We start from the raw sequence: 12,460 nt of genomic DNA, 5'->3' as shown, positions 1-12,460 counted from the left end.
CCGTCCCTGTCGCGTCCCTTCACTTCATGAGCCGCAGCTACCGCGTATTCCAGGTCGACGCCTTCACCCGCCAGCGCTACGCCGGCAACCCGGCCGGGGTGGTGCTCGACGCCGACGGCCTGAGCCAGGCGCAGATGCTGGCGATCGCGCGCGAGCTCAACAATTCCGAAACCGCCTTCGTGCTGGCGCCGCGCGACGACAGCCACGAGGTCTGGATCCGCTACTTCACCCCGACCGTCGAGGTGCCGGTATGCGGCCACGCCACCGTCGCCGCGCATTACGTGCGCGCGCAGGTCCTGGGCGCGCGCGGCCGGCTGCGCCAGCTGACCGGCGCCGGGGTGATGCAGATCGACATCGAGCCGGTAGAAGACGGCGAGGTGCGGGTGTGGATGCGGCAGAACCCGCCCGCGTTCGAACACGAACTGGATCCGGCGCAGCGCGAGGCGTTGGCGCTCGCGCTCGGCATCGAGCCTGCGGAGTTCGGCGAGGGCCCGATCCAGGTCGTGTCCACCGGCCACTCCAAGGTGATGGTGCCGCTGCGTTCGCGCTTGCGCATGGATGCGCTGGTGCCGGACGGGCCCCGGCTGGCGGCGATCAGCCGCGCGATCGGCTGCAACGGTTTCCACGTGTTCGCGCTCGACGCGCCCGAGCCCGGCGTGCTCGCCCACGGGCGCATGTTCGCGCCGGCGATCGGCATCGCCGAGGATCCGGTCACCGGCAACGCCAACGGCCCGCTCGGCGCCTACCTGGTGCGCTACGGCCTGATCGAGCGCGCGCTGTACCGCGACGGCCTGGCGGCGACGATGGGGCAGGGCGAGGCGATGGGGCGGCCGGGGCGGGTGCGGGTCGAAGTCGCGGTCGAGAACGGGGCGCCGGTGTCGGTGCGGATCGGCGGCGATGCGGTGATCGTGTTCGAGACCGCGATGACGGTCTGAGCGGGCGCGCTCAGGCGATCGGCGCCGCGCCCAGTTCGGCCAGCAGCGCGCGCAGGTTCGGCGAGGCGGCCAGGGCCGGGCGGGTCGAGGCCTGCACGCGGCGGCTCAGCGCCGCGCCGGCCGGCGAGCGCACCGCCACGCCCTCGACGCACGATTGTTCCAGCGCCATTTGCGGCACGAAACCGACCCCCAGCCCGGCCGCGACCATGCGCAGCATCAGCTCGTAGTCGTCGACGGTGTGGCCGATCCGCGGCGCGAAGCCGGCCGCGGCGCAGGCGCGCTCGGCGAGCAGACCGTCGTCGCTCTGGCGCGAGCCGACGATCCACTCGGCCTCGGCCAGGTCCTGCAACGCGACCGCGCCGCGACGGCGCCGCCACGACGGCGGCAGCGCCAGCCGCACCGGTTCTTCGAACACCGTGCGCAGGTCCAAGCCGGGCACGGGCGGCCGCGGCACCAGGCTGTAGGCGAAGCCGAAGGCCAGGTCGCAGCGACCGTCGCGCACCGCGTCCAGGGCATCGGGCGGTTCGAGTTCGCGCAGCGCCACGCGCAGCGCCGGATGACGTTGGCGCAGGCGCACGATCGCCGGCAGCAGATGCTGCTTGGCGTAGCTGGCGAAACAGGCGACCCGCAGCTCGCCCTGCGGCGATCGCGCGGCGCCGCGCAGGTCCAGCGCCGCGGCCTCGACCGCTTGCAGGATGGCGTCGGCATGCGCGGCCAGGCGTTCGCCGTCGCCGGTCAGGCGCACCCGCCGGCCGACCTGTTCGAACAAGGTCGTGCGCGCCTCGCGCTGCAGCGTCGCCAATTGCTGCGACACCGCCGAGGAAGTCAGCCGATGCGCCTGCGCCACCGCGGTCATGGTGCGCAGGCGGGCTAGGTCGCGCAGCAGGCGCAGCCGGGTCAGATCGAACATGAAGAAAATCTAACGCTATCGATCAGTTTTGCGAAGTGGACCTACGCAAAGGCCGGGGCTAAGGTCGCCGCCGGTGCTTTCACCGCCTTGCGAGACTCATGCCATGACCGCGCTATCGCTGCTGGGCGTTCCCAACGACGACAACTCCTCGTACCTGAAAGGCAGCGCGTTGGCGCCGCCGCTGATCCGGCGCGAACTGCACTGCGACGCCTACAGCATACGCAGCGAAAGCGGGATCGATTTCGGCGCGCCCGGGCGGCTGCTGGACCACGGCGATCTGCGCTTCGACGACGGCGTCGACCCGTGGCGGACGATCGAGCGCGGCGTCGAACGTGCGCTGGCCGCGGGCGGCCCCCTGCTGTGCCTGGGCGGCGACCACGCCATCACCCATCCGATCCTGCGCGCGGTGCGCCGCCGTCATTCGCGCCTGACCATCGTCCACGTCGACGCGCACGCCGACCTGTACCACGCCTACCAGGGCAATCCGCGTTCGCACGCCTCGCCGTTCGCGCGGATCATGGAGGAAGGCTTGGCCGACCGCTTGATCCAGATCGGCTTGCGCACCATCAACGACGAGCATCGCGCGCAGTTCGCGCGCTTCGGCGTCGAGGTGATCGAAGCGGGAGCATGGCGCGAGGGCCTGCGCCTGCAACTGGATACGCCGGTCTACGTGTCGATCGATCTGGACGGCCTGGACCCGGCCTATGCGCCGGGCGTGTCGCACCGCGAGCCCGGCGGCGCCTCGCCGCGGCAGGTGATCGATCTGCTGCAAGGTATCGCCCAGCCGATCGTCGCCGGCGACATCGTCGAGTACAACCCGCGCTGCGACCTCTCCAACCTCACCGCGGTGGTGGCGGCGAAGCTGGTCAAGGAGCTCGGCGGGCGGATGATCGAGACCGCGCCGCGCAAGGGCCCAGGAGGGTAAGCGCGAGCGCTTAACCCGCTGCGTCCCCCTTCAGCCCAGAGCGGGCGCCCGGTCTGCCTTGCCGCTCAGCCTGTTCATGTTCGCCGGGGCGCGAGCGGGCCGCCCGGGCCGTCGCTCCTGGTGTTCCGCTTCGACAACCTCACATGAATAAAATCCGTTAAGTCCCGAAGGGCCAAGGTTTTTTCGGTCGCGGTCGCGTGCTAACCTCGCCCCGATGACCCGACGTCCCTACGCCCGTTGCGCCGTGTTCGGCGCCCTCACCTTGGCGTTGGCCGCCTGCGCTACGCAGGCGCCGACGGCGCCGATCGCTTCCACCCCCGTCCAGCAACAGGCCCCGGCTCCGGCTGCGGCGCCGACCCCGGTGGTCGGCACGCCCGCCTTGCCCGACCCGGTGGTGCCGATGCCGATCGAGCAGGCGCGCGCGTTGTTCGTGCGCGATACCGCGGCCAAGTACGCGATCGACCCGGCCTACATCGAATCGGTGCTGGCCAAGGCGCAGATCCGCGACAGCATCGTCGCGGCGATGTCGCGGCCGGCCGAGGCCAAGCCGTGGCGCGATTACCGGCCGATCTTCATCACCCAGGCCCGGATCGACGGCGGCAAGGCCTTCCTCGCCGAGCATCGCGCGCAACTGGCGCGGGTCGAGGCCGCGACCGGCGTGCCGGGCGAAGTGATCGTGGCGATCGTCGGCGTGGAAACCAGCTTCGGCAAGAACACCGGCAAGTACAACGTGGTCGACGCGCTGTACACCCTGGCCTTCGCCTATCCGCGCAGCGGCGACCCGGCCAAGGCCGATCGCGAGAACCGCCGCGAGGCTTTCTTCCGCGGCGAGCTCGCGCAGCTGTTCGCGCTCGGCAAGGAAGAGAAGATCGACATCAGCGCCTTGACCGGCAGCTACGCCGGGGCGATGGGCTGGGGCCAGTTCATGCCCTCGAGCTATCGCGAATTCGCGGTCGACGGCGACGGCGACGGCAAGCGCGACCTGTTCACCGATCTCGACGACGTGTTCGCCTCGGTCGCCAATTACTTCGTCAAGAAGGGCGGCTGGGTGCGCGGCGGCCCGGTGGTGGCGCGCGCCAACCGCGACGCGACCGCGCAGGACTTCGTGCCGGACAACCTGGACCCGGTGTACTCGCTCAGCGACCTGGCCGCGCGCGGCTATCGTCCGCTGACCCCGGTGGCGCCGAGCGAGACCGCGACGCTGCTGAACCTGGACGGCGTCAACGGTCCCGAGTACTGGCTCGGTTTCCGCAACTTCTACGCGATCACCCGCTACAACATCTCCAAGCATTACGGCATGGCGGTGTACCAGTTGGCGGAAGCGATCGCCGGACGGGAGAATCCCTTGGCCACCGATAGCGCTAACCCCGCAGCTCCCGCGCCGGCCCGCCCGGCGGCCGTCGCCAACCCGGCCCAGGCGCCGCAGGCATGAGCGGCGACGGCATGAAGCGGCCGCCGATCGCGACGATCGGGCGGCTGGCCGCCGCTGTGTTGCCGCTGGCGCTGGCCGCCTGCGCCAGCGCTCCGAAGAAATCCAACTCCGAAGCCCTGGCCCTGCCGGAGCGCGACCGCGTCCACGCCAGCGGCCTGCCGGCGCATGCGCCGGCGCGCGGCAAGAAGTCGCCGTACGCGCCGGCCCAGGAAGACCTGAGCAAGCGCGGCAACTACAAGGCCGGCGGCCTGTACGCGCCCGGGGTCAAGGACACCACGCCGGACTACATTCCCGACGTCGACGCGATCCCCGAGCCGGAGGTCGTCGCCGAGGCGCGCTCGCAGTTCGGCAACCGTTCGCCGTACAAGGTGTTGGGCAAGAGCTACAAGGTGCTGGACTCGCACGAGGACTACGTCGAGACCGGCACCGCGTCCTACTACGGACAGAAATTCCACGGCCGCCGCACCTCCAACCTGGAGGTGTACGACATGTACGCCTTCACCGCTGCGCACAAGTCGCTGCCTTTGCCGAGCTTCGCCCGGGTCACCAACCTGGACAACGGCAAGGCGGTGACGGTGCGGGTCAACGACCGCGGCCCGTTCCACGACGGGCGGGTGATCGATCTCAGCTACGCCGCCGCGGTCAAGCTCGGCATCACCCAGCGCGGCACCGGCCGGGTCGAGGTGCGCGCCCTGCATCCGGGCGAAGCGCCGCCGCCGGTCTACGCCCGCGCCGGCAACAACCCGCCGCCGGGCAGCGAGAAGCCGGCCGCGCCGAGCGCGATCGACCGCCTGGTCTCGGCGATGCCGATCGCCAGCGCCAACGCCGGCGAACTGCCGCCGGGCGTGCGCGTGGCCACCGGCAAGCCGGCGCCGGTCGCGGTGGCGGCCGCCCCGGCCAAGGCCACGGTCGCGACTGGCAAGCCGGCCGCCGTGGCTGCGACCGCCGCGACCGCGAGCGCGGCCAAGCCGGCCGGCGGCGCCCGCGACTACCGCTTCGACATGATGCAGAACGGCAAGTCGATGACGGCCGACGAATTCGACGCCTGGATGAAGTCGCGCCAGGTCCGCGTCGCCACCGGCAAGGGCGTGCAGCTCGAGCCGCCCAAGCCGCTGACCCGGGCCGAAAAGCGCGCCCTGGCCAAGCAGCAGAAGGAACAGGCGCGGGCCCTGGCCGCGGCCGAAAAGGCCGCCAAGAAGGCCGGCAAGGCCGCTCCGGCGACCGTCGCGACGGCCGCCGCCGCTGCGGCGGCGCTGCCGGCGCCGGCCGCCGCGCCACCGCCGCCGAGCCCGGCCAAGGCCGCCGCGGTGGTCGCCGCGGCCACCCCGCGCGACGGCGACGTGACCCTGCAGGTGGCCAGTTTCTCCGCCCGCAGCAATGCCGACCGCGCCCTGTCGATGCTGCGCGGCGCCGGCATCGACGAGGCCCGGCTGCTCGACGGCAACGCCGCCAACGGCCAGAAGGTCTGGCGTCTGCGGGTCGGCCCGCTGCAGGCCGCGGCCGCGCCGGAACTTGCCGCGCGTATCGTCGGTCTGGGTTTCGGCCAGCCCCAGCGCGTGCGCGATTGAGCGCGCGTAGCGGGCGTCAACGGCCTTTTGGGCTGCAAGCTCGGTCGATCTGAGGCAGGATGCACGGTTTCGCGGACCGGGTAGGAGCGCCCGGTCCGGCCCGATCCGCAGCGCGCGCCAGGACGGCGGCGCCGGACCTTTCCCGTCCCCGGCCGCTGCGCCAGCGGCCCCCGGAGTAGTTCAACGATGAAATTCCGCTTCACCCCGCGCGCGGCCGTCCTCGCGCTGTCCTCGGCCTTCCTGGTCACCACCGCCGCCGGCCTGGCCGCGGCGCAGGCGCCCGCCGCGGCGACCGCCGCCCCCGCCGCCGCGCAGCCGCCGGCCAGCGACGCGCTGCCGGTGCCGCCGCCGCCGGCGATCCAGGGCACCGCCTGGGTGCTGATGGACGCCGCCAGCGGCAACGTCCTGGCCAGCCACAACCCCGACCTGCGGGTCGAGCCGGCCAGCATCACCAAGGTCATGACCAGCTACGTGATCGCCGCCGAGATGGCCGGCGGCAAGGTCAAGGACACCGACCAGGTGATGATGACCGAGAACGCCTGGCGCAAGGGCGGCGCGGGCACCGACGGCAGCTACTCGGGCTTCGAAGTCAACAAGAGCGCGCCGCTGGTCGAGATGGAAAAGGGCATGGTGGTGCAGTCGGGCAACGACGCCGCGATCGCCCTGGCCGAGCACGTCGCCGGCAGCGAGGACGCGTTCGCCGCGCTGATGAACCAGTACGCCGCGCGGATCGGCCTGAAGAACTCGCACTTCGTCAATCCGCACGGCCTGTCGGACCCGAACCACTTCTCGACCGCGCGCGACCTGGCCCTGCTCGGCCGGGCGATGGTGCGCGATTTCCCGGTCGCGTATTCCTACAACAAGATCAAGGAACTGACGGTCGGGCCGATCACCCAGCCCAACCGCAACCTGCTGCTGTGGCGCGACAGCTCGGTCGACGGCATCAAGACCGGCCACCACTCCAAGGCCGGCTATTGCCTGATGGCCTCGGCCAAGCGCGGCGACCAGCGCCTGATCTCGGTGGTGATGGGCTCGACCTCGGAGGCGCAGCGCGCCACCGACAGCCAGGCGCTGCTGAACTGGGGCTTCCGTTTCTACGAAACCCACAAGCTCTACGACGCCGGCAAGGCGATCGCCAAGCAGAAGGTGTGGAAGGGCGCGTCCGAGGAAATCCAGCTCGGCGTCGCCGAGCCGCTGCTGGTGACCGTGCCGCGCGGCAAGTACCCGCTGCTGAAGCCGAGCATGGACGTGCCCAAGACCCTGGTCGCGCCGATCAAGAAGGGCCAGGCCATCGGTTCGGTCAAGGTCATGCTCGACGGCAAGGTGGTCGCCCAGCGTCCGCTGGTGGCGCTGGCCGCGGTCGAGGAAGGCGGCTTCTTCAAGCGGCTGTGGGACGAGTTCTGGATGTGGTGGGAGTCTTGAGGCTGTTGCGCTGAGGTAGAGCAAGAGCAAGAGCAAGAGCAAATCCCCCCTAGCCCCCCTTTTTCAAAGGGGGGAACGGCAACAGCAAGGGACACCGCGACGAGCCGGCATTGCCGGCTCGTTGTCGTTTGGAACGAGAAAGGGACGGAGGGGGTTAAGCACGGGCTTAACCCCCTCCGTCCCTGCGCGCGCGCCTCCGTCCCTGCGCGCGCGGCTCAGTCGATGCCGTTCATGCTCATCGCCACGTCGGTGGCGCGGGCGTATTCGACGTAGTCGACGTAGAGCAGGTTGATCACCCGGTCGTGTTCGTTCTCGCGCGGCGTCTTGGCCATCCACGCGCCGAGCCGGCGGTTGGCCTCCTGCGACACCAGCCACACGCCCGTGTACGGGGTCAGCGTCCACGACAGCAGGAACTGGTCGCAGGGCAGCTCCGGGTCGCCGATGCAGCGGCCGTCGTACTCGGCGAATTTCTGCAGCTGGTCGGCGCTCATCTTGTCGAAGCCGGTGGTGTTGGAATAGCGGTCGAACACGCGCAAGTCGCCTTGCGCGACCGTGGCCGATTCGGAATCGCGGTAGACCCAGATCCCGGCGGCCGGGATCCGCACCGGGTATTCCTCGTCGCAGACCGCCAGCACCACGCCGCTGTGGTGGACGAAGTCGCGCAGCGAAACCTCGGCCAGGCGCCGGCCGCGCGGCAGGCCGCGGTACAGCCAGGGGCCGAGCCTGCTCTGCAGCAGTTCGACCAGGCGTTCGTACACCGGGCTGTCGAAGCCGGCGTAGTGGGAGAACTTGAGGATCACCAGCTCGCGGTGGCCCTCGGCCATGAAGCGGGCGACGTCGTCGACGATCTGGCTCAGCGCGGGACCGGTGATCGGGCCGTGGGCGACGTACAGTCGTCCGTCGCTCCACTTCGGCCGCAGGTCGAAGTAGCGGATGCCGTTGCCGAGCTGCTGGTACAGGTCCAGGTCCTGGGTCTTGCCCAGCGTCATCAGGGCGCCGTGCTGGTACATGCCGGCGTCGTGCGAGGCGCCGGTGGTCAGCTGCGGCAGGGTCAGCGCGCCGATCTGCGGCAGGTGGTCCTGCATCCAGCGCGCGCGGTCGACGATGCGCGAGCTCGACGCCCACACGGTGTAGAAGTTCTCCGACTCGTGCACCTGCACCGCCTTGTTGCCGCGGCAGGCCACCGCCGGGCGCAGGCCGTCGTCGAACTGCACCGGCTCGCCGGCGAACTCGACCCCGCCCTCGACGATGCGGCCGAACATCTGCATCAGCGCGGCGCTGGTGCCGGACTCGTGCAGCGCGATCACGTCGCCGTCGTGGTTGATCGCCACGCTCGGCCGCGCGCCGGCGGCGTAGCGTTGCGGCGGCCCCCAGACGATCTGCGGGTCGAGGCCGTGGTCGTCGTCGAGCGCTTCGATCTGGCCGACCCGCAGATACAGCTCGCCGCCGTCGGCCGACTCGTGCGCGATCACGATCTGCCCGGCCGGGTTGATCGCGACGCTGGGGCGGGCGCCGTCGTCGAAGTGCAGGTTGCCGCTCCATTCGATCTCGTCGCGGTCGAGCCTGAAGCGGCCGATGTTGCACCACAAAGTCGGGTTCCAGGACGACTCGTGCACCTCGATCACCCACTCGCGGTTCATCGCCACGGCGGGCTTGGTGCCGCTGGCGTAGCGGCGGGCTTCGCCGAAGGCGACGCCGTCTTCTTCGGTCCACAGGCCGATCCGGCTGTACAGGCCGTCGCGGTCCTCGCCGCGGTGGACCTCGACCAGGCGGTTGCCGTGCAGGGCGATCGCCGGCCGCTGGCCGCGGCCGTAGTCGGCGCCGTCGCCCCAGACGATCGCCATCTGGTCGAGCCGGCCGATGCGATAGCCCAGGTTGGCGCCCTGGTCCTGGTGCACGGCGATCAGGCGGCCGTCGTCGCCGAGGGCGATGCGCGGATAGGCGGCATCGTCGGCGTATTTCAGGCCGAGGCCGAAGAACACGTTTCTCATGAGGGAATCCCGCGTAGTGGCGACGAGCGCGCGCACCGTTCGCGCGGGCGCGCGCGCCGCCGCGCAGCGCGCGGCGGTACCGGTTCAAGCGTCCCGGCGCGGCGGCTGTGAACGTCGCGGCGGGATCGCCTGCGGCGCGGTCAGCGCTTGGACGCGGGCAGGGCGGCGATGATGCGCGGACGGAACCGCACCGCCAGGTCGTGGAAGCCGGCTTCGGTGGGATGCATCTCGTCGAACCAGTCGCCGTCGTCGGCGAGCACGCCGCGCAAGTCGACGTAGTCGAAAGTGGCGGCGAAGCGCGGGTCGGCCTTGAGCGCGCGCAGCACATGCAGCTCGAAGCCGTCGATCAGCAGGCGGGCGAAGCGCCTGCGCTCGGCCGCGGTGCGCGCCGGGTCGGCCTGTGCGATCGCGCCCAGGTGCGGGCCGATCCACGGCCCGACGCTCTTCTTCAACGCCGCGGCCACGCCGATATTGCCCAGGGTCAGCGGGCCGGCGCGGCCGATCAGGCGCGGGTAGTCGTAGGTGTGGGCCAGCACCGGCACGCGCGGCCGCGCCGCGATCGCCGCCTGCAGGAACAGCGCATAGGCCTCGCGCACGCGCTGGTACTGGCCGCTGCCGAGCACGCGTTGGAACGCCGCGTCCGCGTCCAGGCCGCTCTGTCCGGCGAAGGTGCGGGCCAGGAACGGGCCGACGAAATCGTTGCCGCCGGCGCTGAGCAGGATCAGGTCGAATTCGAAGCGCGCATACCAGCCCATCAACTCGTCGATGTGTTCGCGCACGAACATCGAGCGCTTGGGCGCCTCGGGGTTGCGCGCGGCATGGTCGCCGCTGCGCTCGACCCGGAAGAACAGCCCGCCCTGGCCGAACAGCGGCACACCGCGTTCCTCCTCGTCCGGCGCCGGCGAGACGATCCAGTCGAGCAGGTTCATCGCCAGCGGGGTCGAGAACCAGGAGTCGCCCTCGCAGAACACCACCGGCGTGCGTTGCAGCAGGCCGGTGCGTTTGAGCGAGGCGTACAGGCTGCGGAACTGGCCGCGCAGCGACAGGGCGGTGGATTGGGCGACGGGCATGGCGCTGAATCCCGACGGCGCGGGGGCGCCGTTCTGTGGTCGGTGGTCCACAGTGATAGCAGATGGGGATTGCAGGCGTTGAGAACCGCGCGGCGGATAGTGAGAAAGCGGTTGCAGGCCGCAGCCGCTTCGGCCATGAACGGCGGCGATCGGGCCCGGTGGGTCTCCGGGCCGTCATCCCCGCGCAGGCGGGGATCCCGAGACTTCAGAGCCGTGCTTCGGCGAAGTCCTGGATGTTCGGTTGCGCAGAAGCGAAGCGGAGCCTGCCTGGGCGGGAATGAGGTGGGTGGGGTTTGCAGCGGCTCCCCCGCCATCAGCCCCGCCAACGCCGCTTTTCGATCCGGCGCACGTTCGGTTCGTCGGCGAGCCGGTCCAGGTATTCGGTCAGCCGCAGCAGTTCGTCGTCGTGCTCGTCCTCGCCGAGGTACTCGCGCACGCGCACCAGGTTGCCGTAGTTGTCGGCGTGCTTGAACGGACTGTCGTCGACCGCCAACACCCGTTCCAGCCGGTAGCCGTGGCGCTTGAGCTTGCTCAGGCGCTTGCGGCCTTCGTACTCGCCGGTGTCCCAGTTGCGGCGCAGGGTCAGGCGCGGCGAAGCCCAGGCGAAGCGCAGCGCACCGGGCGGAAACAGGGCCGCGACCACCGCCGCGGCGTAGACCTCGCCGGACGAGGTCCATACGCCGACGTCGTAGCGCGCCAGCACGTGGTCGAGAAAGCGCTGCAGATGCGGCCGGCGGTAGACGTGATAGTGCAGGGCGAGGAAATCCGCCGGCCGGTCGAGTTCCACCTCGCTGGCATGGATCAGGGTCTCGTCGAGATCGAGCACCAGCAGCAGGCGGTCGCAAGCGGGGGGCATGATTGGAGTTTTGCACGACTTGCGGCGCCAACGGGGGGCGTGGGAGATAGCGCGGCAGGTGGCCGCAGCCGTTGCCTGTCGCCTCCTGGTCGGCTGACATGCCCCGCTCCATGCCGATCCTGGCGGCATCCGGCGCGGTGCGCCCGCCGTTCCAAGCCCGGCACGCCGCCGTCCCACCGCTGCGCTTGGGTTGCCCCGGCGGCGGACCCATAATGGCCGCCATGGACCCTCATTCCGACAATCCCGACCACGGCTTCCAGTTTCCCGGCGTTTTCGAGCTCAGCACGATGGGCTCGGCCGACGCCGGGCTGGAGCGCGAGCTGCCGCAGTTGTTGCTGCAGGCCGGGCTCGACGTGCTGACCGAAACCATCCAATGGAAGCATTCCTCGACCGGCAAATACGTGTCGGTACGGATCAGCTTCCGCGCCCTGGACCGCGCCCAGTACGACTTGGCCCATCAGGTGCTGCGCGAGCATCCGGAAGTGAAGTGGACGCTCTGATCGACACCGTCGCCGAGGTCCTGGGCGCCGGCGCCGCGGCGCCGCCGCCGGCGCAGTTGCGCGACCTCGGCCGCCAGCCCTACGAACCGGTGTGGCGGGCGATGCAGGCCTTCACCGACGCCCGCGACGGCGACAGCGCCGACGAGCTGTGGCTGGTCGAGCACGACCCGGTGTTCACCCTCGGCCAGGCCGGCAAGGACGAGCACGTGCTGATGCCGGGCGAGATCCCGGTGATCCACGTCGACCGCGGCGGCCAGGTGACCTACCACGGCCCCGGCCAGATCGTGCTGTACCCGCTGCTGGACCTGCGCCGGCTCAAGGTCGGCGTGCGCGAGTACGTCGACCGGATCGAGCAGGCGGTGATCGACACCCTGGCCGAATGGAACATCGAGGGCGCGCGCCGCGACGGCGCCCCCGGCGTGTACGTGGCCGGGGCCAAGGTCATGGCCCTGGGCATCCGGGTCCGGCGCGGCTGCACCTTCCACGGCCTGGCCTTCAATATCGCCATGGACCTGGAGCCCTACCGCCGGATCAACCCCTGCGGCTACCAGGGGCTGCAGGTGACCTCGGTGGTAGACTTGGGCGGCCCCTCGGGCATGGACCAGGTCAAGCCGGTGCTGGTGGCGCAGATCGCGCGCCAGTTCGGGCTGACCGTCGAGGACGCGGCGCCGTTGAGTTTCGCCTAGGGCGCCGGTTTATCCCGGCTCCCGCCGTGCGGGAGCAGGTGCCCGCAGGGCGGATGAGGGCAAGCGAATCCGCCCGCCGCCGCGATGACGCCGGCCGCCGATGCCCTCACCCCAGCCCTCTCCCGTCCGCGGGAGAGGGGGTTCAATCTCCAGAGTCGAATGCAC

At 70.8% G+C, this 12,460-nt stretch carries 10 protein-coding genes and 1 pseudogene; 7 read left to right on the top strand and 4 right to left on the bottom strand.

Annotated features, from left to right (window positions below):
• Positions 1–26: 26 nt before the first annotated feature.
• Positions 27–935, top strand: coding sequence for a PhzF family isomerase (locus tag AC3A57_RS00725; protein WP_487577117.1), 909 nt, complete (start codon positions 27–29; stop codon positions 933–935).
• A 10-nt stretch (positions 936–945) separates the two neighbouring features.
• On the opposite strand, the gene AC3A57_RS00720 is transcribed toward AC3A57_RS00725, so the two are convergent.
• Complete coding sequence (locus AC3A57_RS00720; RefSeq protein ID WP_487577116.1) at positions 946–1,845, bottom strand: LysR substrate-binding domain-containing protein; 900 nt, start codon at positions 1,843–1,845, stop codon at positions 946–948.
• 103 nt (positions 1,846–1,948) lie between these two features.
• Here AC3A57_RS00720 and AC3A57_RS00715 point away from each other — a divergent pair, with 103 nt between their 5' ends.
• The 4 genes and pseudogenes from AC3A57_RS00715 (at position 1,949) to AC3A57_RS00700 (ending at position 7,192) form a co-directional block, all read left to right on the top strand.
• Entirely contained in the window at positions 1,949–2,770 is an 822-nt protein-coding gene (locus AC3A57_RS00715; RefSeq protein WP_487577115.1) for an agmatinase family protein, read from the top strand.
• A 214-nt stretch (positions 2,771–2,984) separates the two neighbouring features.
• Positions 2,985–4,121 (top strand): annotated as a pseudogene (gene mltB, locus AC3A57_RS00710) (lytic murein transglycosylase B); the annotation flags it as partial.
• A 77-nt stretch (positions 4,122–4,198) separates the two neighbouring features.
• Positions 4,199–5,770 carry a septal ring lytic transglycosylase RlpA family protein gene (locus AC3A57_RS00705; RefSeq protein WP_487577114.1) on the top strand — a complete coding sequence of 524 codons (1,572 nt, stop codon included), beginning with the start codon at positions 4,199–4,201 and terminating at the stop codon, positions 5,768–5,770.
• Between the two features lie 186 nt (positions 5,771–5,956).
• Positions 5,957–7,192 carry a D-alanyl-D-alanine carboxypeptidase family protein gene (locus AC3A57_RS00700; RefSeq protein WP_487577113.1) on the top strand — a complete coding sequence of 412 codons (1,236 nt, stop codon included), beginning with the start codon at positions 5,957–5,959 and terminating at the stop codon, positions 7,190–7,192.
• Between the two features lie 215 nt (positions 7,193–7,407).
• Here AC3A57_RS00700 and AC3A57_RS00695 read toward each other — a convergent pair whose 3' ends face one another.
• The 3 genes from AC3A57_RS00695 to AC3A57_RS00685 form a co-directional block, all read right to left on the bottom strand.
• On the bottom strand, positions 7,408–9,183 hold the full coding sequence (locus AC3A57_RS00695) for a PI-PLC domain-containing protein (RefSeq protein WP_487577112.1): 1,776 nt from the start codon (positions 9,181–9,183) through the stop codon (positions 7,408–7,410).
• A gap of 140 nt (positions 9,184–9,323) precedes the next feature.
• Positions 9,324–10,253 (bottom strand): hypothetical protein, encoded by a 930-nt coding sequence (locus AC3A57_RS00690; RefSeq protein ID WP_487577111.1) that lies wholly within the window; start codon positions 10,251–10,253, stop codon positions 9,324–9,326.
• Between the two features lie 313 nt (positions 10,254–10,566).
• Positions 10,567–11,109, bottom strand: a complete 543-nt coding sequence (locus tag AC3A57_RS00685) for an NIF family HAD-type phosphatase (RefSeq protein ID WP_487577110.1) — start codon at positions 11,107–11,109, stop codon at positions 10,567–10,569.
• A gap of 221 nt (positions 11,110–11,330) precedes the next feature.
• On the opposite strand from AC3A57_RS00685, the gene AC3A57_RS00680 reads away from it, so the two are divergent.
• Together AC3A57_RS00680 and lipB are read left to right on the top strand one after the other, a co-directional pair.
• Positions 11,331–11,609, top strand: coding sequence for a DUF493 family protein (locus AC3A57_RS00680; RefSeq protein ID WP_487577109.1), 279 nt, complete (start codon positions 11,331–11,333; stop codon positions 11,607–11,609).
• Positions 11,609–12,295, top strand: coding sequence for a lipoyl(octanoyl) transferase LipB (gene lipB / locus AC3A57_RS00675; protein WP_487577695.1), 687 nt, complete (start codon positions 11,609–11,611; stop codon positions 12,293–12,295). Before AC3A57_RS00680 ends, lipB begins: the two co-directional genes overlap by 1 nt.
• The last annotated feature ends 165 nt before the right edge of the window (positions 12,296–12,460 follow it).

The organism is Lysobacter sp. Soil_C_15 (genome assembly GCF_057657315.1).
This window is presented reverse-complemented; position numbering and strand designations above follow the sequence as displayed.